The 26,756-nt window shown below is 38.5% G+C and carries 26 protein-coding genes; 15 read left to right on the top strand and 11 right to left on the bottom strand.

Annotated elements, in window-relative coordinates; all coding sequences use genetic code 11:
- Window positions 1-15 precede the first annotated feature (15 nt).
- Window positions 16-498: a hypothetical protein gene (locus BM179_RS05295; protein WP_092013299.1), complete on the bottom strand. Its 483-nt coding sequence runs from the start codon at window positions 496-498 to the stop codon at window positions 16-18.
- A 305-nt stretch (window positions 499-803) separates the two neighbouring features.
- Here BM179_RS05295 and BM179_RS05290 point away from each other — a divergent pair, with 305 nt between their 5' ends.
- The 6 genes from BM179_RS05290 to BM179_RS05260 all read left to right on the top strand — a co-directional run bounded on the left by BM179_RS05290 (window position 804) and on the right by BM179_RS05260 (window position 7,724).
- Window positions 804-1,193, top strand: coding sequence for an Hsp20/alpha crystallin family protein (locus tag BM179_RS05290; RefSeq protein ID WP_092013296.1), 390 nt, complete (start codon window positions 804-806; stop codon window positions 1,191-1,193).
- Window positions 1,194-1,374: 181 nt separating this feature from the next.
- Entirely contained in the window at window positions 1,375-2,520 is a 1,146-nt protein-coding gene (locus BM179_RS05280; protein WP_092013290.1) for a lactonase family protein, read from the top strand.
- Between the two features lie 47 nt (window positions 2,521-2,567).
- The gene (locus BM179_RS05275; RefSeq protein ID WP_092013287.1) at window positions 2,568-3,596 is read left to right on the top strand and encodes a glycoside hydrolase family 43 protein; all 1,029 of its coding nucleotides are present in this window, start codon (window positions 2,568-2,570) and stop codon (window positions 3,594-3,596) included.
- A 207-nt stretch (window positions 3,597-3,803) separates the two neighbouring features.
- Complete coding sequence (locus tag BM179_RS05270) at window positions 3,804-6,215, top strand: TonB-dependent receptor (protein WP_092013284.1); 2,412 nt, start codon at window positions 3,804-3,806, stop codon at window positions 6,213-6,215.
- Window positions 6,216-6,220: 5 nt separating this feature from the next.
- The gene (locus BM179_RS05265) at window positions 6,221-7,132 is read left to right on the top strand and encodes a DUF4249 domain-containing protein (protein ID WP_143095154.1); all 912 of its coding nucleotides are present in this window, start codon (window positions 6,221-6,223) and stop codon (window positions 7,130-7,132) included.
- Between the two features lie 28 nt (window positions 7,133-7,160).
- The gene (locus BM179_RS05260) at window positions 7,161-7,724 is read left to right on the top strand and encodes a GNAT family N-acetyltransferase (RefSeq protein ID WP_092013280.1); all 564 of its coding nucleotides are present in this window, start codon (window positions 7,161-7,163) and stop codon (window positions 7,722-7,724) included.
- A gap of 116 nt (window positions 7,725-7,840) precedes the next feature.
- Here the strand turns inward: BM179_RS05260 and metH are convergent, their stop codons facing one another.
- Genes metH through BM179_RS05245 form a run of 3 tightly spaced genes read right to left on the bottom strand, consistent with a single transcriptional unit; the run spans window position 7,841 to window position 12,783 of the window.
- Entirely contained in the window at window positions 7,841-11,683 is a 3,843-nt protein-coding gene (metH, locus tag BM179_RS05255) for a methionine synthase (RefSeq protein WP_092013277.1), read from the bottom strand.
- A gap of 15 nt (window positions 11,684-11,698) precedes the next feature.
- Entirely contained in the window at window positions 11,699-12,571 is an 873-nt protein-coding gene (locus BM179_RS05250) for a putative toxin-antitoxin system toxin component, PIN family (RefSeq protein ID WP_092013274.1), read from the bottom strand.
- Window positions 12,571-12,783, bottom strand: coding sequence for a DUF8507 family protein (locus BM179_RS05245; RefSeq protein ID WP_092013271.1), 213 nt, complete (start codon window positions 12,781-12,783; stop codon window positions 12,571-12,573). Before BM179_RS05245 ends, BM179_RS05250 begins: the two co-directional genes overlap by 1 nt.
- A gap of 251 nt (window positions 12,784-13,034) precedes the next feature.
- Between BM179_RS05245 and BM179_RS05240 the strand changes: the two genes are divergently transcribed.
- Entirely contained in the window at window positions 13,035-13,496 is a 462-nt protein-coding gene (locus BM179_RS05240) for an Lrp/AsnC family transcriptional regulator (RefSeq protein ID WP_092013268.1), read from the top strand.
- 11 nt (window positions 13,497-13,507) lie between these two features.
- On the opposite strand, the gene BM179_RS05235 is transcribed toward BM179_RS05240, so the two are convergent.
- A complete protein-coding gene (locus BM179_RS05235; RefSeq protein WP_092013265.1) occupies window positions 13,508-14,146 on the bottom strand; it encodes a DUF2306 domain-containing protein in 639 nt (212 codons plus the stop codon).
- Window positions 14,147-14,175: 29 nt separating this feature from the next.
- Window positions 14,176-14,922 (bottom strand): 3-deoxy-manno-octulosonate cytidylyltransferase, encoded by a 747-nt coding sequence (gene kdsB, locus BM179_RS05230; protein WP_092013688.1) that lies wholly within the window; start codon window positions 14,920-14,922, stop codon window positions 14,176-14,178.
- A 173-nt stretch (window positions 14,923-15,095) separates the two neighbouring features.
- Between kdsB and BM179_RS05225 the strand changes: the two genes are divergently transcribed.
- From BM179_RS05225 to BM179_RS05210, 4 genes are all read left to right on the top strand, one after another.
- A complete protein-coding gene (locus BM179_RS05225) occupies window positions 15,096-15,878 on the top strand; it encodes a DUF4905 domain-containing protein (protein ID WP_177219305.1) in 783 nt (260 codons plus the stop codon).
- On the top strand, window positions 15,868-16,872 hold the full coding sequence (locus tag BM179_RS05220; protein ID WP_092013259.1) for a LysM peptidoglycan-binding domain-containing protein: 1,005 nt from the start codon (window positions 15,868-15,870) through the stop codon (window positions 16,870-16,872). The genes BM179_RS05225 and BM179_RS05220 overlap by 11 nt, the downstream gene beginning before the upstream one ends.
- Before the next feature lie 298 nt (window positions 16,873-17,170).
- Window positions 17,171-17,941 (top strand): TIGR02757 family protein, encoded by a 771-nt coding sequence (locus tag BM179_RS05215; protein WP_092013257.1) that lies wholly within the window; start codon window positions 17,171-17,173, stop codon window positions 17,939-17,941.
- 100 nt (window positions 17,942-18,041) lie between these two features.
- The gene (locus BM179_RS05210; protein ID WP_092013255.1) at window positions 18,042-18,986 is read left to right on the top strand and encodes an aldose 1-epimerase; all 945 of its coding nucleotides are present in this window, start codon (window positions 18,042-18,044) and stop codon (window positions 18,984-18,986) included.
- 56 nt (window positions 18,987-19,042) lie between these two features.
- Here the strand turns inward: BM179_RS05210 and BM179_RS05205 are convergent, their stop codons facing one another.
- A complete protein-coding gene (locus BM179_RS05205) occupies window positions 19,043-19,945 on the bottom strand; it encodes a Ppx/GppA phosphatase family protein (RefSeq protein ID WP_092013252.1) in 903 nt (300 codons plus the stop codon).
- Window positions 19,946-20,098: 153 nt separating this feature from the next.
- Window positions 20,099-20,383 (bottom strand): HesB/IscA family protein, encoded by a 285-nt coding sequence (locus BM179_RS05200; protein ID WP_092013249.1) that lies wholly within the window; start codon window positions 20,381-20,383, stop codon window positions 20,099-20,101.
- Between the two features lie 285 nt (window positions 20,384-20,668).
- Between BM179_RS05200 and BM179_RS05195 the strand changes: the two genes are divergently transcribed.
- From BM179_RS05195 to BM179_RS05185, 3 genes are all read left to right on the top strand, one after another.
- On the top strand, window positions 20,669-21,193 hold the full coding sequence (locus BM179_RS05195) for a DUF7935 family protein (RefSeq protein ID WP_092013246.1): 525 nt from the start codon (window positions 20,669-20,671) through the stop codon (window positions 21,191-21,193).
- Window positions 21,194-21,238: 45 nt separating this feature from the next.
- Entirely contained in the window at window positions 21,239-22,480 is a 1,242-nt protein-coding gene (locus tag BM179_RS05190; RefSeq protein WP_092013243.1) for an MFS transporter, read from the top strand.
- A gap of 65 nt (window positions 22,481-22,545) precedes the next feature.
- Entirely contained in the window at window positions 22,546-23,286 is a 741-nt protein-coding gene (locus tag BM179_RS05185) for a hypothetical protein (protein ID WP_092013240.1), read from the top strand.
- A 23-nt stretch (window positions 23,287-23,309) separates the two neighbouring features.
- Here the strand turns inward: BM179_RS05185 and BM179_RS25210 are convergent, their stop codons facing one another.
- The 3 genes from BM179_RS25210 to BM179_RS05175 are packed head-to-tail and all read right to left on the bottom strand — an operon-like array spanning window position 23,310 to window position 24,469.
- On the bottom strand, window positions 23,310-23,483 hold the full coding sequence (locus tag BM179_RS25210) for a hypothetical protein (RefSeq protein ID WP_177219304.1): 174 nt from the start codon (window positions 23,481-23,483) through the stop codon (window positions 23,310-23,312).
- 56 nt (window positions 23,484-23,539) lie between these two features.
- Complete coding sequence (locus BM179_RS05180) at window positions 23,540-23,878, bottom strand: hypothetical protein (RefSeq protein WP_092013237.1); 339 nt, start codon at window positions 23,876-23,878, stop codon at window positions 23,540-23,542.
- Window positions 23,879-23,893: 15 nt separating this feature from the next.
- The gene (locus tag BM179_RS05175; RefSeq protein WP_092013234.1) at window positions 23,894-24,469 is read right to left on the bottom strand and encodes an RNA polymerase sigma factor; all 576 of its coding nucleotides are present in this window, start codon (window positions 24,467-24,469) and stop codon (window positions 23,894-23,896) included.
- A gap of 459 nt (window positions 24,470-24,928) precedes the next feature.
- Between BM179_RS05175 and porX the strand changes: the two genes are divergently transcribed.
- Window positions 24,929-26,494, top strand: a complete 1,566-nt coding sequence (gene porX, locus BM179_RS05170; RefSeq protein WP_092013231.1) for a T9SS response regulator signal transducer PorX — start codon at window positions 24,929-24,931, stop codon at window positions 26,492-26,494.
- The last annotated feature ends 262 nt before the right edge of the window (window positions 26,495-26,756 follow it).

Genomic DNA, 26,756 nt, shown 5'->3' with positions numbered 1-26,756 from the left:
TTTTTGTTTTAATTTTTACCAGGTATATCTGAACGAAAGAGCAATCTCATCAGCCCATAGACCCGAGTAATTGATGATATTTATGGCAGGCTTCCAGTCTAAACTTACTGCAAGAGGAATCGTTCTGAATTTTCCTTCCAGGCCGATAATCCCATCCAATCCTAGCACAGATCTCGTATTTCCGTCAATCCAGTTCGGTCGGTCATCTCCCCAGAAATATACGTGTCCACCACCTCCGATGAACCAGTTGAAATCTCTGGATTGAAACGCTCTACCGTGTACTTCGTACAACCCTGTTAATCCGAAACCACGGTAACGAAAAGTACCAATGGCTTCAATGGCAGCATTATTTTTTACAAAAGATTTGAATGTTATCCCGTTTGTTGCACCTAAGCGAAGACCCAAAGCTGAATTATAAAGCTGTGCTTTAGCTTGGTTTCCAAAGCCCAGAAGGCTTACGACAAACAGAGAGAGGATCAGGATGTTTTTTACTTTCATGATTGATTTAGTGAGTTTTTAATCGAAGAAATCTAAAAACGTCATGCCAACGTAATTATTGAGTAGAGGGAAAATTCTTTTCATAAAACTGTGGACTTTATTCCCCATTTTGCCATAATGGCATATTTAAAAATCACAAAACAGCCATAATGACCGGATTTTTGATTGGCATAAGGTTTGAATAATGAAGAAATACAGAACTTGTGGAGTTTGGCAACAGCAGTAAACATTGATACATGAAGCGCGAAATACTCTTTGAAAGCGCTGCGTACGATACCAAATGAACCATTTAAAGAACGAAGACCATGAAAACGAACATAAAAATCCCAAGAGAGATTTTAGGTAATATAGATTTTTGGAATACCATTAACGGAGGCCGTCCTGAACCGGTAATCCAGATAAATCAAGCCGAAGAATCATATGAAGTATCAGTAAAAGTTGCCGGATTACAAGCTGAAGATTTACAGGTGGATGTGATTGAAAACAGACTTTGGCTTTACACCTGGCAACCCATATTGAAACACGAAGGTCAGACTGACTCATTCTTACCATTGACAATCGGAAATATTATCCTTCCGAACAACGTTGAGCTGGAAGAAATTTCTGCGAAGTACGAACAGAACCAATGGAAAATTTTCATTCCGTTCAACCACTTACCAAAAGGCTATAATAAGCATATCGATATAGAATTCTAAATCAGAATTTGCACGCTTATCCTGCAAGCCAAGGTTTGCAGGATTTTTTTTGTCCTTTGAAGGAGAAATTCCGGTATTTCTTTGCTCAAACCTCTCGAACAGGATTGAAAAAAGAGTAAAAGAAATTAAATTAGCCTCTTTGCAATTAATAAAAACCATTTTCGGCTAAACTCCTTTAACAATGAAAATAAGAAATTATCTTTTGAGCCTGCTGCTTATCCTGTCAGTTCTTCCATCCTATTCTTCCTCAAAAGTACCAGCATCCTCTCCTTCAGAATTTTATATGTTGGTCGGTACTTATACCAGCGGAAAAAGTGAAGGAATTTACGTTTATAAATTTAATAGCAAAACCGGCGATCTGACCTATGTAAGCAAAGCTACGGGGCTCAAAAATCCTGCATTCCTCAGTTTTTCTCCAAATCAGAAATATGTTTATTCAGTAGGAGAAACTGATAAGAATGGCTCAGTTAATGCATTTAGTTTTGATAAAAAAAATGGAAAACTTACCTTTTTGAACAGTCAGCCATCAAATGGCAGCGGACCTTGCCATGTTACCACTGATCTGACCGGGAAATGGGTTATTGTCGGTAATTATTCAGGAGGCAGTTTAAGTGTTTTACCGGTAGAAAAAGACGGAAAACTGGGAGCAGGAATCCAAACTATTCAGCATGAAGGAAAAAGTGTAAATGCACAAAGACAGGAAAAACCTCATGTTCATTCTATCAACATTGCGCCAAATAATACAGACGTTTTTGTACCGGATTTAGGCATTGATAAGATTGTAAGTTATCAGCTGGATGCCAAAACCGGGCATTTGTCCAATGGAAAACCGGAATATACTAAAATTAAAGACGGAGCCGGACCAAGACATTTCACTTTCCACCCTAACGGTAAATTCGCTTATGTAATCAATGAACTTGATGCTACAGTCACGGCTTTTCATTACAAAAAAGGAGGACTTTCAGAATTTCAGACGATTTCTACTTTGCCTAAAGACTATACTGGTCAGAAATGGTGTGCCGATATTCATATCTCACCTGACGGAAAGTTTTTATACGGCTCCAACCGTACCCACGACAGCCTCGTAATTTATAGCATTGACCCGAAAACAGGCGAACTTGCTTATATTACCAATGAATCAGTTTTAGGAAAAACCCCAAGAAATTTTGCCATTGATCCGACCGGAAATTTCATCCTGGTAGCGAATCAGGACAGCGATAACATCACTATTTTCAAAAGAAATAAGCAAACCGGAACACTCACTTCCACCGGAAAATCTGTTGAAGTAGGCACACCGGTCTGTCTGAAACTCGTGCCGGCTGAATAAATATCTGTTCTTCCTGTTTATTATGAATCTAAAAATTTATACCAATAATGAAATTAAACAAGACCTTACTGTTTATCTCTTTGCTGTTGCTGCTGGTCTCAGGTGTATTTTCTCCGGCCAGCTCTCAAAAACTTACTTCCGGAAACCCGGTTCTAAAAGGACGTTATGCTGACCCTGAAGGGATAATTCTGAACAATGAATACTGGATTTTTCCGACTTATTCTGCGAAATATGAAGATCAGATATATTTTGATGCCTTTTCTTCCAAAGACCTGGTTTCCTGGAAAAAACATCCGAAAATTGTTGATACCTCTGCCATAAAATGGGCAAAAAAAGCCATGTGGGCACCTTGTATTGTTCAAAAAGGCAAAAAATATTTCCTTTTCTTCTCCGCAAACGATATCCAGACGCCAGACAGATCTTCCTGGAATCCTAAAACAGATCGTGAGGACCAAATCGGTGGTATCGGGATAGGCGTCGCTGACAAACCGGAAGGGCCCTATAAAGATTACCTCGGAAAACCGCTGATTGGTAAAGTCTTTAATAAAGCTCAACCCATTGATCAGTTTGTTTTTAAAGATAAAGACAACCAGTATTATATTATTTACGGAGGCTGGGGACATTGCAACATCGGGAAACTCAATAAAGATTTCACTGCTCTGACGTCTTTGGAAGATGGGAAACAGGTGAAAGAAATTACGCCGAAAGGTTATGTGGAAGGTCCGGTAATGTTTCTCAGAAATGGTAAATATTATCTGATGTGGTCTGAAGGAAACTGGACTGATGAAACTTATAAAGTGGCTTATGCCATTGCTGATACACCTTTCGGACCATTCGACAAAAAGGAGACGATTTTAGTGGCCGATCCGGCAGTGGCAACAGGAGCCGGACATCATTCAGTAATAAACATCCCGAATACAGATGAATGGTATATCGTGTACCACCGGAGACCTATTCCGAATGTGGACAGAGACCACCGGGAGGTTTGTATTGATAAAATGTATTTCAATAAAGACGGATCGATCAAAAATGTTAAAATGACTTTTGAAGGAGTCAGCAGGAAAACCTTGAAATAATCTCCTGAAAATCTTCGTAATAATCAGTAATCCCCGGTAATTCAAGATATCGGGGATTTTTTACGCTGTATAAATAACCATTTATCCTCCAAAAACGGCTAAATACTCTTTAAAACAAGGTATTTAACAAATTTTAAATGCTTGTTCCCTGTCCTTGCGTTAATTTTGTAAAGTTTAGTACCTATTTATCCATTTCAAAATCCCTTAATGACAAAAACACTAACGGTAATTCTTCAGCTTTTAGGCCTTTTTTACTCCCATTTTTCTTTTTCCCAATCTTCAGAGAAAGTTACACTGAATGGTTATGTGAAAGAAAATGGTTCAGGAGAGCTGTTACCCGGCGTGAATGTTTATATTAAAGAAAAAGGCGTTGGTACACAAACCAATAAATATGGTTTCTATTCCATAACCCTCAATTCCTCCGAAATAGTAACTATTATTTACAGTTCTGTAGGTTTTCAAACGGAGACTAGAACCCTGAAAATTCCTAAATTACTTGAACTGAACGTTAACATGACTCCAATCGCCAGAGAACTGGAGGAAGTTATTGTAAAATCAAATGCTACAGAACAGCAAAAAGTCTCGGAAAATGTGCAAATGTCTCAATTGTCCATTCCAATCCAGCAAATGAGAGATGTCGCTGCATTTTTAGGAGAAAAAGATGTGCTTAAAGTGTTACAATTAATGCCTGGAATTCAAAAAGGATCAGAAGGCAATTCAGGTATTTATGTCCGTGGCGGCGGTCCCGATCAGAATCTTGTGATTCTGGATGATGCTCCGGTTTATAATGCATACCATCTTTTTGGTTTTTTCTCGGTTTTCAATGGAGATGCACTTAAAAGTGTACAATTGACAAAAGGTGGTTTTCCTGCCAGATTCGGAGGAAGGCTATCGTCGGTCATTGAAATGCAAATGAAAGACGGAAATAAAGAAAAATTTCATGCAGAAGGAGGAATCGGTGCCGTATCAAGTCGCCTGACCCTGGAAGGCCCGCTTTTTAAGAATCATAAAGCCTCTTTTCTGGTATCAGCCCGCAGAACTTATCTTGACCTGTTAATCCGACCTATCACAAAGACCAACGACGATGACAGCGGATATTATTTTTATGACCTGAATGCAAAACTGAATTATGAATTTGATAATAAAAACAGGATTTATTTAAGCGGTTATTTTGGAAAAGATCAGTTTCACACAGAAAATGTAAAAACATTTGAGACCAGCAAATCAGGACTTTCCTGGGGGAATTCTACCGGAACACTGCGATGGAATCATTTATTCAGCGAAAAAATTTTCAGCAATACCTCAATCATTTTCAGTGATTATAAGTTTGACATCTCCAACGATAATATCAACAGCAATACAACACCTTCTTCCGAATATCATTTAAAATATTCTTCCGGAATAAGGGACTGGGCCATAAAATTCGACCTTGATTTCCTGCCAAATCCTGAACATACGATCAAAGCAGGTTTGCAGCTTACACATCACAGATTTACCCCGAGTGCAATTCTGGTAAAAGATACGGATTCAGGCAAGTACAAAAACGAAACAAATCCCATCAATGCTGTAGAATCAGGCCTCTATCTGGAAGACATCTATAAACCCTGGAAATCACTTCAGATTAACGGGGGAGTGAGAATAACCCAGTTTAGTTCTAATGAAGTCTCTCATTATAACTTTGAACCTCGAATTTCCACCGCATTTATGCTTTCAAATGACCTGGCCGTAAAAGCTTCTTATGCCCAGATGAATCAATACATTCACCTTCTTTCCAATTCGGGAACAGGTTTGCCGACAGATTTATGGGTTCCGAGTACTTCTAAAATAGCCCCAGAAAGATCATGGCAACTGGCCGGCGGAGTAGCAAAAGACTTTTCAGAGAGAAATCTGAGTATTACCCTTGAAGCCTACTATAAAAGAATGAACCGGATTATTGCCCTGAAAGAAGGCAGCAGTTTTCTGCTGGAGGATGGATTAGGCAATATTACGAAAGACAAAGACCAGGAAACTCCCTGGGATAAAAACGTCACTATCGGTGATGGCAAATCTTATGGTTTTGAGTTTTTACTTCAACGAAAAACCGGAAGATTTTCCGGTTGGATCGGTTATACACTTTCATGGACTTCACAGCAATTTGAAGAGCTTAATTTCGGGAAAGAATTCTGGGCTAAATATGACCGGCGTCATGACCTTTCAGCGGTTGGTATTTACAACATTTCTCCGAAAATTACGTTATCTGCTACCTGGGTGTATGGAACAGGAAACGCTCTTACCCTTCCGACTTCCATCTCTCCGAGCGGTCAGTTTTTACAGACAACCGATTCCGAAAATACCATCAATTATACCAATAATTACCGGTCCAGAAACAATTTCAGAGCTTCTCCATACCATAGAATGGATGCCAGTATTCAGTTTCATAAAAAACTGAAAAGGGGTTTTGAAAGAAACTGGACAATCAGTATTTATAACCTTTATAACCATTACAATCCTTTTTACTACGAAATTAAAACCAGAATTACGAACAACCCGGCAACAGGATCTCCTGAAAAAGAAAGGTATTTATCCCAGATTTCCCTTTTCGGTATTCTGCCATCCTTTGGTTACAGCCTAAAATTTTAAAATCTGTGAAAAACATTCTGTCAGCTATATTTCTGTTTATGTTGCTTTCCGCCTGCGAAACGCCGGTTAAAGAATATAATATACCTTATGAAAAAAGCCTGGTTATAGAATCATTTATTTCTCCGGAGGATTCTGTTATCAAAGTGAGTGTTTATAAAAACGAGCAGGTTTTAATAAAACTTCCCTCCGAATCAGGAACCGTTCCACAATTAAATAATGCGCTGGTTGAACTGTCAGGCGCTGATCATAAAGTTCAATTGCAATGGTATCGGATTCCGACGGGTAAATTCTACAGTGAAAATGGGGTAGAAAAACCCGTATTTGACGAGGGATATCGTATTTCTGCCAAATCATTTCCAATAATTGCCGGAGAAACCTATACCCTGAAAGTCAGTGTACCTGATTATCCTGAGGCCATTGCCAACTGCACTGTTCCTCTCAATAAAGTAAGTCTGAACAATGTGGAAACTATTTACGCAGAAAAAAATGAAAATTCAACGCTTCTGCAGACCTTGATTGTCAAATACAGGGTTAATCCTGCTCCGGAGAGTTATTATAATTTTACCGTTTCCTTCCTGCAAAAATTTGACAAATATCCTGATTTGCAGACCACTACTGCTCATCAACTGCTCAGTAATGAAAATATCAGCGGAAATTTCCTTATTTCAAATAAATTCAGCTTTACTGAATTGATGAATTATCCGGCCGACATGAAACTTAGCAAAGAGTATTTTGAAGTAAAGATCTATGCCATTAATAAACCGTTTTACCTCTATAACAAATCTCTTATCGAAGCTAAAAGAAATGAAGGGAATCCTTTTGCAGAACCTGTGCTGACTTATACCAATTTTTCAGGAGGTTTAGGTGTCTTTGCAGGTTATAATTCCACACCGATACTTACCATTAAAATCAAATAATTTCAAATACACTTCTTAATAAACATTCATGATAAGACCCGCTATTCCTGAAGATGCTCCTTTTGTTGCTCCCTTACTGGTACAGGCCATGAAAGAATTGGCCAGAAAATTTGCCGGATCTGAAAACGCTTCAGATGCCATCCCGATTTTTGAACATTTTTTTAAGCTTTCCGATAATCAATACAGTTTTCTGAATACTCTGATTTACGAGGATGAAAAAGGCATCGCCGGTTCCATTACAATGTATGATGGCGCATTATTAGAAAAACTCAGAGCGCCGTTTCTGGAATTTCTTTCAGAAAAACATGGAATTGAACAGTTTAATATTGAACCAGAAACAGAAGCCGGAGAATTTTATCTGGATACGGTCAGCGTCAATCCTGACAGGCAAGGCAAAGGAATCGGGCAGAAACTTTTGATGGCAGCCTGTGAACATGCCAGAATGCTTGGCCACAAGTGGGCAGGACTTCTTGTCAATCCGGAAAACCCTTCTGCCAGAAAGTTATATGAAAGACTGGGATTTCAGGAATATGGTATCAGAACACTCGGAGGCAGTAAATATTTTCACATGAGAAAAGCGCTTGAAAACTAACCCGTGCACTGTAGCTGGCAGCATAGAGATAATATACTTAAATCTGGCTGTAAGACGCAACCGAGGGTTATCATAATAAACAAAAAAGGCAACCTTTTTCGGGTTGCCTTTCTCTGTTAGTCATAATTCAAAACCGGAGCGAGCCATCTTTCCATATCTTCAAGGCTCATATTTTTGCGCTCAGCATATTCTGTAACCTGATCTTTAGCGATTTTACCCAATCCGAAATACTTTGATTGCGGATGAGAAAAATACCATCCTGACACTGAACTGGCCGGATACATGGCGAAACTTTCAGTAAGCTCTATGCCAATTTTATCTGCCTGCAATAATTCAAACAATACTGCTTTTTCAGTATGATCCGGACAAGCAGGATAACCCGGAGCCGGGCGGATCCCATCATATTCTTCACTGATGAGCTGTTCATTTGTCAACTCCTCCTCAGAATATCCCCAGAACTCCTTTCTTACTCTTTCATGCATCAATTCTGCAAAAGCCTCTGCCAGACGATCGGCAATTGCTTTCAGCATAATTGAATTATAATCATCATGATCTTTCTCGTATTCTTCCAGCAGGGCTTCGATACCCAAACCGGCAGTTACAGCGAATGCTCCGATATAATCCTCTTTTCCTGAATCAACAGGAGCAATAAAATCAGACAAACAGATATTTGGTAAATTACTGGCTTTCAAGCCTTGCTGACGAAGATGATGCAAGGTTGCCAGGTTGTTTCCTGTTTCCAGTAATTCTCCGTTTTCTGAAATCTCAGTGCTGCTTAAAATCCGGTAGCCATCACGTTTCAATGCCCCCTGACCGGCAGCATTGTATTCAAATTTCTCAAATCTGTGCAGGAAGATATCATCATCTTTAGAGTTAGCCGGATAAAAACCGATGACAGCTCTTGCTTTCAGACTTCTCTCCTTTATAACTTTTGCAAGCATTTTCTGCGCATCGTTAAACAACTTTCTGGCTTCCTCTCCTACTACCTCATTATCAAAAATCTTAGGATATTTTCCGGACAACTGCCAGGTGGCAAAGAACGGAGTCCAGTCAATATATCTGGCAATTTCAGCAATATCATAATCTTCAAATACCTTTGTTCCTAAAAACTTAGGCTTCGTTGACTCAAAGCCAGACCAGTCGATTTTTACTTTATTTTCTCTGGCCTTTTCAATCGCTACATAGTTTTTATCTCTCTGTCTTCCTGCATGATCGACTCTCAGTCTGGCATATTCGGTCTTGATTTCGTTAAAAATCTCCTGATTTGTTAGATTACTCTGCATCAGACGCCCTGCCACCGGAACACTTCTTGAAGCATCCAGCACGTGAATTACCGGGCCATTATAATGAGGATCAATCTTCACAGCGGTATGAATCCTTGACGTTGTAGCTCCGCCAATTAATAAAGGAAGTTCAAATCCCTGTCTCTGCATTTCTTTAGCAACCCCAACCATCTCATCAAGAGAAGGAGTAATCAACCCGGAAAGACCAATGATGTCAACATTATGTTCTTTGGCTGCGGCAAGAATTTTATCAGTCGGAACCATTACACCCAAGTCAATGATTTCGTAATTATTACATCCCAATACTACGCCGACAATATTTTTACCAATATCATGCACATCTCCTTTTACGGTTGCCAGCAGAATTTTCCCGGCACTTGAGCTTTCTCCACCTTCTTTCTCCATTTCAATAAAAGGAAGCAAATAAGCCACTGCTTTTTTCATTACCCTGGCAGATTTCACTACCTGAGGAAGAAACATTTTACCTTCTCCGAACAAATCTCCTACCACATTCATTCCATCCATCAACGGCCCTTCAATTACATGCAAAGGCTTTTCCGCCTGCTGGCGGGCCTCCTCGACGTCAATATCAATAAACTCCGTAAGACCTTTGATAAGCGCATGCTCCAATCTCTTGTTTACAGGTAAATCTCTCCATGAATTATCAATTACGACCTCTTTACCCTTCGATTTAACAGTTTCTGCAAATGTTACCAATCGCTCTGTAGCATCAGGACGACGGTTTAACAGTACATCCTCGCACAATTCGAGCATATCTTTCGGAATATCATCATAAACGCCCAGCTGTGCGGCATTTACAATTCCCATATCCATTCCGGCCTTAATTGCGTAATACAAAAACACCGTATGCATTGCTTCCCTTACCGGTTCATTTCCACGGAAAGAGAATGAAATATTAGAAACACCTCCGGAAACTTTTGCATAAGGAAGGTTCTCTTTGATCCAACGGGTAGCGTTGATAAAATCAACGGCATAATTGTTATGCTCCTCAATACCTGTTGCAACGGTAAGAATATTCGGATCGAAGATGATATCTTCCGGAGGAAAATTCACCTCATTTACCAGGATGTTATAAGCTCTGGTACAAATCTCTATTCTTCTCTCATAACTGTCAGCCTGTCCTGCTTCATCAAAAGCCATTACTACAGCAGCAGCACCATATCTTTTTACTTTTTCAGCAGATTCTTTAAATTTTGCTTCTCCTTCTTTTAAAGAAATTGAGTTGACGATCGACTTACCCTGCACACATTTCAATCCTGCCTCTATTACCTCCCACTTCGAGGAGTCAATCATAATCGGTAAACGGGCGATATCCGGCTCTGCCATTAAAAGATTAAGGAAAGTTGTCATAGCCTGAACGCCATCGATCATCCCTTCATCCATGTTAACATCAATTACCATCGCTCCTCCGTCAACCTGCTCACGGGCTACCGCAATGGCAGCATCGTAGTTCCCTTCACGTACCAGACGGGCAAATTTCTTGGAACCAGTTACATTACAACGTTCTCCGATGTTTACATAATTGGTTTCTCTGGTAATTTTTAAAGGTTCAAGGCCCGAAAGCTTCTGAATTGGCTCCAGATCAGGAATACTCCTGGGTTTGTATTTCGCAGCCGCCTCAGCAATTGCCCTGATATGCGGAGGAGTTGTACCACAGCAACCTCCTATAATATTCATAAAACCACTTTTCAGGAAGTCTTCTACCTGCACTACCATTTGTTCAGGACTTTCATCATATTCTCCCATCTCATTCGGCAGTCCGGCATTGGGGTGTGCCGAAACCAGAAACGGTGCTTCCTGAGATAAAGTTTGAATATATGGCCGCATCGCATCTGCCCCCAAAGCACAGTTCAAACCAATTGAAAGCAATGGCAAATGAGAAACGGAAGTTAAAAATGCTTCTGTCGTTTGTCCGGAAAGTGTACGTCCGGAAGCATCTGTAATCGTTCCTGAAACCATGACAGGAATCTCAGCACCAGGAGTTCTCTGCAAAGAATTTTGTTTTGGAATAGAATGACTTTGCAAAGGACGGACAGTTCCGTTCTTTACATCACTCGAATATAAATCAATGGCATAAAGGGCTGCCTTGGCATTCAAAGTATCAAAAATCGTCTCAACCAGGAACAAATCGGCTCCTCCGTCAGCCAAACCCTGTACCTGTTCATAATAAGCATCAACCAATTCATCAAAAGTAACCGCCCTGAAACCGGGATCATTTACATCCGGTGAAAGAGAAAGTGTACGGTTAGTCGGCCCGATTGACCCTGCTACAAAACGGGGTTTATCGGGATTTTCTCTTGTAAATTCATCCGCTACTTCTCTGGCGATTCTGGCAGATTCATAGTTTAATTCATACACATAATCTTCCATGTGATAATCCGCCATGGCAATGTATGTTCCGGAAAAGGTATTTGTTTCAGCAATATCAGCTCCTGCTTCGAAATATTTCGCATGTATTTCCTTAATCACCTCAGGTTTGGTGATTGAAAGCATATCATTATTACCTTTTACCTCATGAGGGAAATTCTTGAATTTCTCTCCGCGGTAATCAGCATCAGTCAATTTATAATTCTGAATCATAGAACCCATTGCACCATCAAGTACAAGGATTCTTTCCTTTAAAATTTCTCTGATATTGGGATTGTTTAACTTCATTAATATTCTGATACTTTAAATTATACCTCGTTTCTTCAATTCACTCTCAACGTCTTTTTCTAAGTTAGAAAATAACTCTTTTTCATTACTCTCATCAGCACTTATCTTTAATCCCTTCAAAATCTGATCAAAATATGATGCTGTTTCTTCCTTCTCATCTTTTATTTCTTTTAAGTAGTGAATATATTTATCATAAGCAACATGACAGAATGTAGCCTTCCAATTTATCATGTTCATCGGAAATGAACTTTGAATTATCTGAGCAATATCATATAATAAATCTATTTTATCAGAGACCCATAGTTTTTCTGAAAGATGAAGTATTAAATCCGAAAGCTTTGAATTATTATTATCAATCTTAGTCAACCATTCCTTATTTACCGGATAACCAGAAGAACTATATTCTTTACAAAAAATAGTTAGCCCCACACTATCTACTTCTATTTTGTAGTGCTCCTTATTTATAGTCCTTGTAGTTAGCCCCCCATTACAATACTGTTCAAAATCTTCAAGATTAATGACATTAATTTTAGGAAATTTAACAGTCTCCAAAATCCTGAAATGTTTATCATTCGTAATTAAAAAGAGAGCATTAGCTGCAATGCAACAATCTGCAAATTTATTATCATCCGGGCCAGCTTGTATCAGTTGCCAATTATAACGAATATTCACAGATACTACATTGGCTAGTTCCTTTAATGCCTTTAAAAACGATCGAGCTATACCTATGCTATATTTTTCCGTAAGTTTCTCTTCATATTCAAGATATATTTCTTCAGTAATACAAAGCTCATACCTCCCTTCAATCAGCCATTGAATTAGCCAATGGTATTTAGATTTACTTGAAAGAGCAGCAATAATTACGTTGGTATCAATTACTAATTTCATTATTGATTTTCTTCATTTAGCCATTCATCCATTAACTCATCCGAATAACCTTTCTTTTTCCAGATAGCATCAGCTTCATCTATCGCCTTCTGCATAAAATATTGGGCAAGGTAATTTTTTATATGAAGTAAATCTGAATCATCTATATCCGATGAATACAATTTCATCAATTCCATTTGGATATTAGATAATGGCTTTTGTGCTATGTCCATGTCTTTAATCGTTTTACCGTAAAATATCTCTTTTACTCATATAATATACAAACTTACAAAGGATTTGAAAATTATTTAATTTTCCCGGGTTATTAAAACAACACAAATTTACTACTTTTCATTCTTTTAAAGATAATTTATTCAATCAGGATTATAATAATAGTTTTTTTTTCCGTTAATAACATACAATTCAGTTAATTCTTGTTACTTTTCGGAGTAATTTATCGGAAACAAGACAAAATATCTGGCACATGAAACTTGACATAATCGACAAAGAAATTCTGAAACATTTACAGGCAGATGCTCATCTTACGACCAAAGAACTCGCAAGCCGCCTGAATCTCTCTCCTACCCCGGTTTATGAAAGGGTCAGAAGGCTTGAAAAAGAGGGAATTATCAAAAGTTACGTAGCACTGGTAGATCGCGAGAAAATCGAGAAAGATCTTATGGTTTTTTGTAATATCCGTTTAAAGGAACATGCACAGGAAGCAGGTGCAAAATTTGTACAACAGATTGTTCAGTTAGAAGAAGTTATGGAATGCTATAACATCTCCGGAGAATATGATTTTATGATTAAAATTATTGTCAAAGACATGAGAGAATACCAGAGCTTTCTAATGAATAAACTCGCTTCTCTGGCCAATATCGGCAGTACCCACAGCATTTTTGTGATGAGTGAAATCAAGTATGAGACGGCTTACAAAGTAGGATAATTTCGTGGTCCTCAAGCCAAAGAATGATCTCTTTCTGATTTACTTCGAATCAGCCATTCAGCAAAAAGCAGATTCGGAATCCAGCAGGCCCAGGCAACAATCTGATAGGCTGTGCTAAAATTCAGGTGTAAAAAAAACAATTCAGAAGGAAGTATAATCCTCAGACTGACCGCAGCGAGGGTCAAAGCATAACTTCTGGTCATCCATTCCCTGTGCGCATTGATCTGCTTTTTTCGGATGGTCAAAAAGGCAAAAAGTGTTGTAATAAACCAGAAAATAGCCAGCAATGAAAAACCTGAACCGGCCACCCAGCCTGTATTGGCATAAATAGCAGCATAAAAAGCTGCCGGCGAACCGGTTAATATCGCCAAAACATAGATTTTCCCTAAGGTTCTGTGAAAGGCTGTATATTTTTCTCTCAGTCTGGCTGAAAACTGAAAAACTCCTGACAACAGTGCTATTGAACCACAAAATATATGATAAAAGAAGCAAAAATGCCAAAAGCCATCTTTCAATATTGCGGCTTCCTTTGTTTTGAGGAAATTTATGGAAATAACAGAAAATGAAAAAAAACTCATGCCATAAATCGCAATGGCAATCGCAAGAAAAAACAATAAACCACTGCTGAAATTTCTGAGATTCTGATTCATTTTCTAAAAGAGTAAAATTTTACCTAAACTTAAAGAAATTCTCCAAATTTCCTGAGCGCAGATTCCAGATCTTCAGGAAGGTCTATGCCGAAACTGTCATATTCTGTAATGGCAACCTTAATTTTAAATCCGTTTTCAAGCCAGCGCAGCTGTTCCAATGATTCTGCTTTTTCCAATTCCGCCTGGGGCAGACTGGTAATTTTTGCTAAGACATCGCTGCGATAGGCATAAATCCCGATGTGTTTAAAATAATCCTGCTTACTCAGCCACTCTTCTTTCTCAGATCCCCGCAGGTATGGTACAGTCTGTCGGGTAAAATAAATGGCATTATATTGATTGTCAAAAACAACTTTAGGGGTATTGGGATTAAAAAGTGTTTCCAGGTCATCAATTTTTTTTATCAAAGTAGCAAGCCCTGTCACTTCTCCTAGGCAGGCAGATAAAATATCTATTTGCTCAGGTTGAATAAATGGCTCATCTCCCTGAATATTGATAACATAATCAAATTTTTTACCGCATTTCAGATAGGCTTCAAAACACCTGTCCGTTCCACTCTGATGCTCAGCGGAGGTCATAACTACCTCTCCTCCAAAAGATTGAACATGTTCAAAAATCCTTTCATCGTCTGTCGCCACGATTACCGCCGAAAGACTTCTGGCTTTCATAGCCTGCTCGTAAGTTCTTTGAATCATGGATTTCCCTGCAATGTCTGCTAAAGCTTTGGCAGGAAAACGGGTTGAAGCATAGCGTGCCGGAATAATTCCCAGAATGGATATCTCCCGATTGTATATTTCTCGATTTTCGGTCTTAGATTTCAAGATTTTTCAGATTATTTGGAATATGATTTAAAAAAAGGTGTTCAGTTATGAGGATGATCTCATTTACTGAATCGGGGAATCACTAAATTTGAAGGTAAAATTACCATAAACAACATAATATTAAACATTCTGTGCACGCAACGTTTTCACATACCTTTGAAGGAAAAATCTGGAATACTGCTTTTGACGAATTCTCGCCGAACGATTTACTGGCTATTGAAACCCGAAATGAGTCAACCCGAAAAGTCAGGTTTTCAGTTGTAAATTTCAAAAAACAACAAATTGAATTCGAAGATCTGAACCCGGAAAATACCTGGTGGCTGGGAATGATCGGTATTTTCAATGAGAAATTATTACTCCACAGGTATTCCGATTTTCAAAAACCTGAACCTCTGGGAATTATTGCTATTGATGCTTTTACCGGGGCTTTAAAATGGCGTTTGGACGAATGGATTTTCCTGAATTGTGACGGTGAAGCGATTACTGCCTTCCAGATTAATGATGAAAGCCAGCCGGTTTATGAAAGTTTTGATTTAAAAACCGGAGTAAAGTTCCACAAAAATACCGCCAAAACTCCATTGAATACCCAAACAGAGGTATTCCCCTCCGTTCATTACACTGAAAACAATGAATTTTTCCCTGCAATTTTTAAATTTTTATACCGTTTGTTAGGAATTGAGGCTCAAAAAGCCGTAGATTATTCCGAATTTCAAGACAAGATTATTATTTCTTATTATATTTACCGGGGAAACTCTTTAAATAATTATTTGTTAGTTACCGATCGGAAGCGCAATATTCTGCTCAATGATTTAATTGCTGAAACAGATGGCGTAGGTATTGACACCTTCTCTGTCTATTCCAAAACTTTGTTATATATAAAAAATAAAAATCAATTGGTAAGTTATGAAATTTAGCCCTGAAACCGCCTCAAAAATCTCATTTACGCTTTTATTAACCAGCGCTTCTTTTCTATCTGAAGCCAGCATAATAGATTCCGTCGGTGTAAAAAATGAAGGTGGAAAAACTTACGTTATTTACAAAGTTGCACCTAAACAAACACTTTTTTCAATCGTAAAAAAATACGGTAGCTCTATTTCGGAATTCAAAGCAGCAAATCCCGGAGTTTCTGAAAATATTCAAATTGGTCAGACTATTAAAATTCCTTATAAAGGCATCGTAAAAGCCAGTGCAGCTCCCAAAGCGGCAGAACCACTGGAAAGCCCGCTTCCTCCGAACCCAAGAGCTGACGCTCCCGGAATTCATGTGGTAGAAGCACATCAGGGATTATACGGCATTGCTACGAAATATAAAGTAACAATGGCAGAAATACGCAAATGGAATGGACTGACAACTGACCAGCTTCATGTTGGCCAGACTTTGATTGTCAGTGACAGACAATATGTACTCTCAAGAAAAGCAGCAACAACTGCTAAAACTGAAACAAGTACTCCTGCGGTAAATACAGCTCCTGTTGCAGAACATCCTGTGGCTACTGCGCCTCCGGTCAGTGTTCCTAAAGAAGAACCGAAACCTGTTATTTCTGCCCCGAAAGAGGAGCCGAAAGTAGCGGTAAAAGAGGAAAAAATTGACGAAGGAAGTGTTAACAAAACATCTGAAACCACAAAGATCGCTTCAGGTTACAAAAAAACCTTCGAAACCGGTCTGGCTGAATTAATTGATGTGGAGGATAAATCAGGAAAATACCTTGCTTTACACCACTCAGCTCCTACCGGAACTTTAGTGAATGTAAAGAATCAGTCAAACGGTCAAAGTATCTGGGTAAAAGTAATCGGTAAACTTCCTGATACAGGAGATAAAGTGATTATCAAACTTTCACCGAGAGCTTTCGAAAAATTAAGCCCTGCCGACAAACGAATTCGTGCTGAAATCAGTTATTTAGTTCCATAATACTAAAAAACAGAAGAGGATAATCCTCATAAATATTAAAAAAGTGCCCAGACAAAAACGCCCAGTAACGGTAGGAAATATAGTATTCAATGTAATTTTCACATTGGCCTATCCATTTATCGCCGCTTTTTCATTTCTCTTCACAATTTTGGTTTGGTTTTTTTCCATTCCTTCCAAAATAATCGCATTTTTTGCCTCGAAGAGATAACAGAGAAAATATAAGGGTTAAGAGTTATGCGCCTTGCATGACTTTTGACCCTTTTACTTTGCTCCTTTTATAACATATCTGAATCCGCTTATGACCAATTACATTGCTGAACTTTTAGAAGAAAAGTATCAGCAGTATAACCAGCCGAATTTCATACCAAACGATCCGATCAGTATTCCGCATCTTTTCTCGAAGAAACAAGATATTGAAATCATGGGATTCTGGGCCTCAATTCTGGCCTGGGGACAACGAAAAACCATTATTAATAAATGCCAGGAGCTAATTCAGCTTATGGATGGCACTCCTTACGACTTCATTCTGAACCATCAGGAAAATGATTTGAAAAAGCTTTTGAATTTTAAACACCGGACGTTCAATTCTACAGATACTTTATACTTTATTTCATTTTTTCAAAAATACTATTCTGAAAATGAGTCGCTTGAATCTGCTTTCAGCAGGTTTTTGCAGAAAGATGCTGTAAATATCCATGACGGACTGAAAGGTTTTCATGATTTATTTTTTAGCCTGGATGATTTCCCGGAAAGAACAAAAAAACACATCGCTACCCCGATTCGTAAGTCCTCCTGCAAACGCATCAATATGTACCTGAGATGGATGGTCAGGAAAGATCAGCAACAAGTTGATTTTGGCATCTGGAATCAGATTAAACCATCTCAGCTAATTTGTCCCTGTGATGTACATGTTGACCGTGTAGCCAGAAAACTCGGACTAATCGAACGGACTAATACAGACTGGATTACAGCGGTAGAATTGACCGAAAATCTGAAAAAATTAGATCCGAATGACCCTGTCAAATATGACTTTGCTTTGTTTGGTCTGGGAGTTGAAGGTGAAATGTAAATACGTAAGTTAAATACGGAGAAAACGCAGATAAATTCTGGTAGTTAATATTTCAAATCACATTAAAAAGCCCTTTTTCCATTAAAAAACATTACAACACATGCAAATTAAGAAACAATCTTTCGGAAAATTTGAAGAGTATGTTCTTGAAAATCCTCTGACGGGAGAGGCAGTTTATATTTTACCGGCTTATGGCGGCGTTGTCCGCAAAATCTCATTATCCGCAAAAGGGCAACCTTTTACCGTTTTGAATGCAGGGGAAACTGATACAGAATTTCTGGCAGATTCATTTTATCCTTCAGCACTTCTTTTCCCCTGGGTAAATCGTACAAGAGATGGGAAATATACATTTGAAGGGAAAGAACACCAGCTTCCGATCAATGAAACCAATCTGAATAATGCTATACATGGTTTTGTCTGTAAACTTCCTTTCAGCATTACAAAAAACACATCAGATGAAAGTTCTGCAGAACTGTTTCTTGAATATCGTCATGAAGGTGATTTTGAGGGTTTTCCGTTCCCTTTCAGCATCGAAATTCAATATACACTTACCTCATCAGAGGGTTTGCATATAACGCATCTTATTAAAAATACAGGGAAAGGCAATTTACCAATGGGTTTAGGCTGGCATCCTTATTTTCAGTTTGATGACGAAACTGCTGACGACTGGAAAGTAAGATTCCCTGCAAAATACCAGTATATTTCTGACAGTCAGATGATTCCTGCCGGAAGAGAACCTTTTGCCGGGGGAGAATGGTATGACCTGAGCGGGCAAACGCTGGATAATGTTTTCGCTCTTGAAAATTTTGAAGGAATCTGTAAGACAGAACTTTACTCAAAGAAAAAGGATATTACGCTGGAAGTATGGCAGGAAGCAGGTCCGCAAAAGCATAATTTTATTGTGGTTTTTGTGCCAAATGAAAGAAACCGTATTGCCATCGAACCAATGACCGCCAATACCAATGCCCTGAACAGCGGAGAAGGTTTGATTGTTTTAAAAGCGGGTGAAGAATATCAGGTTAGCTGTGGCGTAAAACTTTACTAGAATACTTTTAAGCGTCATAAAAAGTCCCCGGCCGTTAGATCGATCGGGGACTTTTTTTAAATATAACTTTTCTTCCTGTTCTGTATCTTTTCATACACCATCTGAATAATTCCATCTTTCAGCCCCAAATCCGGAACAAGCATATTTTCAGCACCGGACCATTTCATAGCAGAAAGATATATCTCAGAAGCGGGAACAATTACATCTGCACGGTCAGCATTTAACCTCAGTTTATTAATCCTGTCTTCATAAGAAAAGGACGCCACATAGTCATGTAACCGCTCCAATTCTGCGTAGCTCATGCTTTTATCTCCTCCCTCCGACTTATCTGCAATGTTAAAAAGCTTGTTGATATTACCTCCGGTTCCGACGGCCGTAATGTTCATTTTTGCCGGGTCAATGTGCAAGGCAATCCATTTCTGCATCTTGTCCCAATCACCGGCCTTTTCCTTTCCTTCCAGCAACCTTACCGAGCCGATTTTAAAGGAGCGGGAGGCTATTTTCCGGCGATTCACATAAATGTTTAATTCTGTAGAACCTCCACCCACATCAATATGCAGGTAATTCTTATCAGAAGCCAAAGCCTGCACCACCACATCATTAATCAATTCAGCTTCTTTGGTTCCTTCTATGACATGAATTTTCATATCAAGAATTTTATGGATTCTGGTGATGATCGCATCAGTATTACTCGCCTCACGCATGGCAGAAGTAGCACAAATCATGAAATCTTTTACTTCATGAAGATCCATCAACAATTTATATGCACTCAGTAGTTTAAATATTCTTACTTCAGACTCGGGAGTAATTTCTCCGGTATTGAAAACATCATGCCCTAAACGCAGGGCAAAACGGACATATTCAACTTTTTTAAAACTAATGACACCCTCATTATCAAGCACTTTCGAAATCTGCAAACGGGCGGCATTGGAGCCAATGTCAACGGCGGCTATTTTCATTTTTTGTGTTATTTTATATTTGGCTGAGTCAGATCAGCCTCTGAAATGCCAGGGCAAAAAGCAATCGGAGCCTTTCCCTTCAGGTTTTTCATAAACTTACGACCAAATATCAACATTATTTACCTCAAAAACCTAATCCAGTATCTGATATCCTTATTTCCTGGTGAAGGTGAATCCATTTCCTTCCTCCTCAAAATCCAGTTCCACTCCGATCAGATACATCAGATGTCTCCGGTCAATCAGGATTTTAATACCCTCCACTTCGTAAAGTTCATCGTTTTCAGTCATTTTATCAAAACCTAATAAGTAGTTTGCACTGCAAGCTCCGCCTTTCAGGCCTACTCTCAGGTTATATTCTGCCGGAATGCCTTTGATATTCAGACTATTTCGTATCTCTTCCTGAGCATCCGGAGATATTGTTATTGGTATAATATTCATTTTATTTCCTAAACTTCTGCCATTGAGAATCCTCTTTTTTCAATTTATAAAAAAACATTCCTGTTTTCCTCTCCGGCAAATGACATTTTAAGATCTGTTTATTCAAACTCAAAAAACACGTTTTCTCTGATTTTTCTCCGGCATAGCAAGTATTAATGAGGAGAAATTTTATGGTCTTTTAATTTAAAGACTAAAATTAGCTATTTTTGAGTTAGTAAATAATTGGAGGACAAAACTAAAGTCCCCTCAAATTTACAACTCATTAATTAGCCAAACCCAAACATAATGGAATTAGTTGCCGATTTAGTAAAAATAATCCTTCCTTCCGGCCTCATCTTGTGGGCAATGTATCTTACCGTAAGTTCTTTCATCAAAAAAGATTTAACACAGAAATCACTGGAAATAAAAGCCAGAAATCTTGAAACCATTCTGCCGATCCGTATACAGGCATACGAGAGAATGACCTTATTTCTGGAAAGAATTACGCCAAACAATCTCCTGGTCCGGCTTTCCGGAAGATCTGTTCACAGCCTTGATTTTCAACAATTGCTTTTATCAGAAATACGCGATGAGTTTTCCCATAATTTATCACAGCAAATCTACATGTCGGCAGAAGCCTGGGAAGCCATCAGAAGAGCCCAACAGGAAATTACTACCTTAATCAACCTGGCATCAAAGGATATTTCCCTGGATACGCCTTCCATCGAACTTTCTAAAAGAATCATGCAGATAGTTATTGAAAACGGAGCCAACCCGACAGAAGAAGCATTGAAAATTATCAAAGAAGAATTCCGCAGTAATTTTTTATAATATAACCCGGATTTTCAAATCAGGAATTTCTAAAACCAAATCACTATGACTAAAGATTTATCTCCTAAAACGAACTTACAACATTTGTTGAGTATCCCTGTAATTGTAGCTGCGTTAGGCTATTTCGTTGATATTTACGACTTGCTTCTCTTTGGAATTGTAAGGATTCCCAGTTTAAAAGAATTAGGCCTTGACGAGGAACAAAGATCAATCATCGGGAAGGATATTCTCAACTGGCAAATGGGAGGACTATTAATCGGAGGAATACTATGGGGTGTTTTGGGTGATAAAAAAGGAAGACTTTCTGTCTTATTCGGTTCAATTCTAACTTATTCTTTAGCAAATATTGCCTGTGGGTTTGTGCAGGATCCTACTACATATTCTCTTCTGCGTTTTATTGCAGGAATCGGGCTTGCCGGAGAACTAGGTGCCGGAATTACACTTGTTTCCGAAATTTTACCCAAAGAATTAAGAGCAATCGGTTCGTCATTAGTTGCCGGAATCGGGCTTTTCGGAGCAGTTGTCGCTTATTTCACCGTTCAGTTATTCGACTGGAGAAATGCTTTTTTCATTGGCGGCGGCTTAGGAATTGTGCTTCTGATTCTCCGGATCAGTGTATTTGAATCAGGCATGTTTGAAAATCTTAAACATCATAAACATATTGAAAAAGGCAATTTCTTTGCTCTTTTTACCAATACAGACCGACTTAAAAGGTATTTAAAATGTATCGGAATCGGATTGCCTACCTGGTTTGTAATCGGGATTTTAGCAACTTTTTCAAATGAATTCGGTAAGGCTTTAGGCATTGCAGAAGAGATTGTTCCCGGAAAAGCAATTATGTTCTGTTACATCGGACTGGCTGTTGGTGACCTGGCAAGCGGTTTTATCAGTCAATGGTTGCAGTCCAGAAAAAAGGCAGTATTAGGGCTGATTATTCTGACTATCATCTTTTCCGGAATCTTCCTTTATGGTCAGATTAAATCTGCGGAAATACTTTATATTGTTTGTCTTTTGGCAGGTTTTTCTATCGGATATTGGGCAATGTTTGTAACCATCGGTGCAGAACAATTTGGTACCAATCTGAGAGCAACCGCTGCTACAACTGTTCCGAATATGGTTCGGGGAACGGTTATACTCATGACTTCTTTATTCAATTATTTAAAACCGGGGCTGCATACTATCAATGCCGGAGCAGTTGTTGGTCTGATCTGCTTTGTTCTGGCAATTTATTCCATTCTTACCATTCCTGAGACACATGGGAAAGACCTTGACTATTTGGAAAAATAACAAAATCTTTATAAAATTCGGAAAATCAGGCTATTGAGCTACATTCCCACTTTTAAGAATAAATCATGAAAACGTTCAGAATCGGGATTATCCTGTTGTTGATAAGCTTTTGCTCATTTTCTCAGCAATTGTTGCAAAAGACATATGAAGGGAATATCAATGGAAAAATCCCGGTTTCAGTTACACTGAAAAAAGAAGGAAATTCTTTATTCGGAAATGTGATCTATAAGAAAAAAGGACTTCCGATTGCGGTAATCGGCTATTCTGAAAATAATACAGTTTTTTTCAATGAATTAATGCCTGATGGAAAAGTAACAGGTACTTTTTCCGGTGAAATAAAGGGAGACCTTATTACAGGAAAATGGTTTTCTCCTGAAAAAAACGCCAGAGAGCTTTCTTTTTCAATCAGGAAAATCAGTGAAAAGGCCGTAAATCATAAAATTATTAAAGATGTCACCGGAACTTACAATTACTCCTTCGGAGAAGAAGGCGGTTCCGGTGATTTAAGAGTAAAGCGCCTCAGAAACGATAAAATCGCAATAAGTTTTGATTGTATCAGAGGAGCTCCTTCCTACAATATGGCTACTATCTCCAAAACTACTGTCAGGTTAAACGGCAATAAAGCTATTTACAGCAGTAATGAGTTTGGAAAATGCAGGTTCTTCATCCTTTTTTCAGAAAACGGGGCAAGAGTCAGCTTTTTTGACAATGCATACAGCTGCGGGTTTGGAAATGCTGCTACTGTTGAAGGAAACTATATTAAAACAAATAGCAGCATTCCGAAATTTGAAGAAAACAATCATTGATTTCAGGCAAAAACACTGTTTTTCTACCAGATTAAATCATAAGATTGATTCAGAGGCATATTGATTGTTAAGTTGTTTGCCCGGATAATTTCACCAGGTTCCATTCCCTCCAACTCAAATAATTCAAAAATTCTCCAAAATACAGTCAGACTATCTGAAGTAGTTTCTGCTTCCCGGCATTCTTCATCAAAATTCATAAGTTTAACAGGTTTTATATTTCAGCAGTAAGGATACCTTGAAATGCAGATTTCAGTTATTGTCTTTCTTCTTTCCACCAGTTGAATCTTCCTTTCCAGTGTTTTTTAAATCTTTCTCTTTCTTCCGGATTCATGTTTTCCCAACGCTCTGCCATTTTTTCTTTCCACATATGCCCGCCGCCGGGATGTCTTCCTCTCCATCCTCCTCCTCCTCCTCTAAAGCCTCCGAAAAGGATTTTTGAGAGCACTAATAATCCTAAAGCCTGTAAAAATGTAATCAGCTTCAAACCGAATAATACAGGCATCAGCCAGTTCCATAAACTCATCACTACAAAACCACCGATAAAAATAAAGGCCAAAACCTTTAAGAATCCTTTAAAAATGAACATCTTCATGTCTTTATTTATTTTTTAATTAAACATTTCCTGATACAAATAGCGTAAACGTTCTCTCAGGTGATTGACAGCATAATGCTTTCGGGAAATCAAAGTATTTACAGAAATTCCGGTTTCTTCTGCAATAGTTTTGAAGCTTTTTCCATCAAATTCATGCCATTCAAATACATTCCTTTGTTCTTCGGGGAGTTCTTCCAAGGCCTCTGAAATGGCTCCCAAAATCATATCGTACATCATTTCATCATTGACGGAAGCTATATCAGCAGGCAGAATTTCCTGAAGCAAAAGCTTTTCTCCGTCGTCCTGACTCATTGTACCAAATTGTGCTTCCAGTGAATCCGTTTTTTTCTTGCGGTAGAAATCGGTAATCTTATTTCTTGCCACTTTAAAAAGCCAGGATGCCAGCTGCTCAACGGGTTTCATCAACCTGTACGTTTCGATCAATTCAAAAAAAACTTCCTGAAGCAAATCCTCCGCATCTTCCTCGGTAGGAACACGCTTGCGAACAAAGTCTAACAAACGCCTGCGTTCCTTTTGCACCGTTTGGTGAATCTGTTCATTCTGTTCCGCCGTGGATAAATTTTCAGTCATTGCTTTTACATTTTCACTATTTGGTAGGGAAGACGGCTGAGTCGGAAAAATATTTTAATGAATACTTATTTTAGGATGAGCGGTAATAAATTAAGCTGAATGGTTAAAAATAATTATCTTTATCCGGGCTTAAAATCAGGGAGAAAAAAATAGGCAACAAATCCTCTTTACTCCCCGTTATAGCTTTATGCTGTTTGCAAAAAATCGGGAATTAAGGTTAATCCTTATTCGTTAATTCGTCTCCAATTTTTAAAACGGTTACAGGACAGGCAGGGATTTATCCGGTAAAGCTGCCTGATTTTGTACAACAATTTTCCGGATTTCTCAGCAATTAATTCTCAAAAACAAAGTACAATTCCCGGAATTTCAATCCTTAATTTTCTCTAAAGAATATACCGGAGGAAATAGGGGAATATGTAAACTTATAAATATTTCATCGAAAAAGTAAAATTTCAAATTATGCAATATTCTATTCTGTGGGCAGATGATGAGATCGATCTCCTGAAGCCTTATATTATGTTCTTAGAGAGTAAAGGTTATGATGTTACACCCGTTAATTCCGGAGCAGATGCCTTGGAAGAAGTTGAAAAAAGTAAGTTTGACGTCGTTTTCCTGGATGAAAATATGCCGGGAATGACCGGGCTTGAAGTGCTTCCGCAAATTAAGCAGCTTAAGCCAAATTTACCGGTAATTATGATTACCAAATCGGAAGAGGAGCATATTATGGAGGAAGCGATTGGTTCAAAAATCGCTGATTATCTTATTAAACCGCTTAATCCGAATCAGATACTGCTGGCAGTTAAAAAGATCCTTGATAAAAAACGTCTTGAAGAAGAGAAAACCAATCTGAGCTATCAGCAGGAATTCCGTCAGCTTGCTATGCAATATCAGGACAGAATTGACCATAACGAGTGGGCTGAAATATATAAAAAATTAATTTTCTGGGAGTTGGAAATTGACAGAACAGAAAATAAATCAATGGCCGAAGTACTGAATATGCAGAAATCTGAAGCCAACGCTAATTTTGCCAGATTTATAGAAGAAAACTATGAAGAATGGCTGAATGATCCGAAAATCGACAAACCTCTGATGTCGCATCAGCTTATGCGTAAAAAGGTTTTTCCATTGGTAAAAGACAATTCCCCGCTTTTCTTTCTGTTGATTGATAATTTACGTTTTGACCAGTGGAAAATTCTGGAAGGACTCCTTCAGGATTATTTTACAGTAGAAGAAGAAAGCTCTTATTATTCGATCCTGCCAACCACAACAGCCTACGCCAGAAATTCTATTTTCGCAGGGATGCTGCCTTCTGAAATAGAAAAACAATATCCGAAACACTGGGTACAGGATATCGGCGACAGCGAAGATGAAGAAGGATTCAATCAGTATGAGGACTTTTTCTTCCAGGAACAAATTCGTCGTAGTCGTCTGACGTTCAAATCTTCATACTACAAAATCCTGAATACTACTCAGGGAAAATCGCTGGTAGATAACTTCAACAACCTGATGCAGAATCAGTTGAATGTAGTGGTTTATAACTTTGTAGATATGCTTTCTCATGCCCGTACCGACATGGCAATGATTAAGGAATTGGCTCCTGATGAGTCAGGTTACAGAAGTATTACCGCAAGCTGGTTTACCCACTCTCCTCTTTTTGATTTGTTGAAAAAGATTTCAGAGAAAAAAGGACGCCTTATCATTACCACTGACCACGGTATGATTCGTGTACAAAACCCTGCGAAAATTGTAGGAGACCGTTCAGTAAATACGAACCTGCGTTATAAGCAAGGGAAAAACCTGAATTGGGATGATAAAGATCACGTATTGGTTTGCAGAAAACCGGAGCGTTTTTTCCTGCCTAAGATCAACGTTTCAACTACCTATGTTTTCACGATGGAGGATTATTTCTTTGCTTATCCGAATAATTATAATCACTACGTGAACCACTATAGAAATACCTTTCAGCATGGAGGCGTTTCACTGGAAGAGTGTATTATTCCATTTGTTTATCTGACAGCGAAGTAAGAATCAGGCTTAAAACTAACCCCTGCTCTGTGGCACACAGAGCAGAAATACCAAACATTTGTGGTCTGTGAGACACAGACCACGGTGAAGGAATCAGACTTAAATCTGACTTTATCGAAAAGACCTGCCTTTTTGAAAGGGCAGGTCTTTATATTTTGAAGGAAAATGTCCTAACCCCTGCTCTGTGACACACAGAGCGTAAACAAACATCAAAAAAAAACTTATCAGGAAGTGGTCTGAGTCACTCAGACCTTGGTGAAAG

The sequence above is a fragment of the Pseudarcicella hirudinis genome (genome assembly GCF_900115665.1).
GTDB lineage: Bacteria > Bacteroidota > Bacteroidia > Cytophagales > Spirosomataceae > Pseudarcicella > Pseudarcicella hirudinis.
Note: the sequence above shows the minus strand (reverse complement) of the source record. Positions and strands in the feature narration are given on the sequence as shown.

Coding starts and splice junctions, on each gene's coding strand:
- BM179_RS05295 (WP_092013299.1), bottom strand. CDS start 498: ATGAAAGTAAAAAACATCCTGATCCTCTCTCTGTTTGTCGTAAGCCTT.
- BM179_RS05290 (WP_092013296.1), top strand. CDS start 804: ATGAAAACGAACATAAAAATCCCAAGAGAGATTTTAGGTAATATAGAT.
- BM179_RS05280 (WP_092013290.1), top strand. CDS start 1,375: ATGAAAATAAGAAATTATCTTTTGAGCCTGCTGCTTATCCTGTCAGTT.
- BM179_RS05275 (WP_092013287.1), top strand. CDS start 2,568: ATGAAATTAAACAAGACCTTACTGTTTATCTCTTTGCTGTTGCTGCTG.
- BM179_RS05270 (WP_092013284.1), top strand. CDS start 3,804: ATGACAAAAACACTAACGGTAATTCTTCAGCTTTTAGGCCTTTTTTAC.
- BM179_RS05260 (WP_092013280.1), top strand. CDS start 7,161: ATGATAAGACCCGCTATTCCTGAAGATGCTCCTTTTGTTGCTCCCTTA.
- metH (WP_092013277.1), bottom strand. CDS start 11,683: ATGAAGTTAAACAATCCCAATATCAGAGAAATTTTAAAGGAAAGAATC.
- BM179_RS05250 (WP_092013274.1), bottom strand. CDS start 12,571: ATGAAATTAGTAATTGATACCAACGTAATTATTGCTGCTCTTTCAAGT.
- BM179_RS05245 (WP_092013271.1), bottom strand. CDS start 12,783: ATGGACATAGCACAAAAGCCATTATCTAATATCCAAATGGAATTGATG.
- BM179_RS05240 (WP_092013268.1), top strand. CDS start 13,035: ATGAAACTTGACATAATCGACAAAGAAATTCTGAAACATTTACAGGCA.
- BM179_RS05235 (WP_092013265.1), bottom strand. CDS start 14,146: ATGAATCAGAATCTCAGAAATTTCAGCAGTGGTTTATTGTTTTTTCTT.
- BM179_RS05220 (WP_092013259.1), top strand. CDS start 15,868: ATGAAATTTAGCCCTGAAACCGCCTCAAAAATCTCATTTACGCTTTTA.
- BM179_RS05215 (WP_092013257.1), top strand. CDS start 17,171: ATGACCAATTACATTGCTGAACTTTTAGAAGAAAAGTATCAGCAGTAT.
- BM179_RS05210 (WP_092013255.1), top strand. CDS start 18,042: ATGCAAATTAAGAAACAATCTTTCGGAAAATTTGAAGAGTATGTTCTT.
- BM179_RS05205 (WP_092013252.1), bottom strand. CDS start 19,945: ATGAAAATAGCCGCCGTTGACATTGGCTCCAATGCCGCCCGTTTGCAG.
- BM179_RS05200 (WP_092013249.1), bottom strand. CDS start 20,383: ATGAATATTATACCAATAACAATATCTCCGGATGCTCAGGAAGAGATA.
- BM179_RS05195 (WP_092013246.1), top strand. CDS start 20,669: ATGGAATTAGTTGCCGATTTAGTAAAAATAATCCTTCCTTCCGGCCTC.
- BM179_RS05190 (WP_092013243.1), top strand. CDS start 21,239: ATGACTAAAGATTTATCTCCTAAAACGAACTTACAACATTTGTTGAGT.
- BM179_RS05185 (WP_092013240.1), top strand. CDS start 22,546: ATGAAAACGTTCAGAATCGGGATTATCCTGTTGTTGATAAGCTTTTGC.
- BM179_RS25210 (WP_177219304.1), bottom strand. CDS start 23,483: ATGAATTTTGATGAAGAATGCCGGGAAGCAGAAACTACTTCAGATAGT.
- BM179_RS05180 (WP_092013237.1), bottom strand. CDS start 23,878: ATGAAGATGTTCATTTTTAAAGGATTCTTAAAGGTTTTGGCCTTTATT.
- BM179_RS05175 (WP_092013234.1), bottom strand. CDS start 24,469: ATGACTGAAAATTTATCCACGGCGGAACAGAATGAACAGATTCACCAA.
- porX (WP_092013231.1), top strand. CDS start 24,929: ATGCAATATTCTATTCTGTGGGCAGATGATGAGATCGATCTCCTGAAG.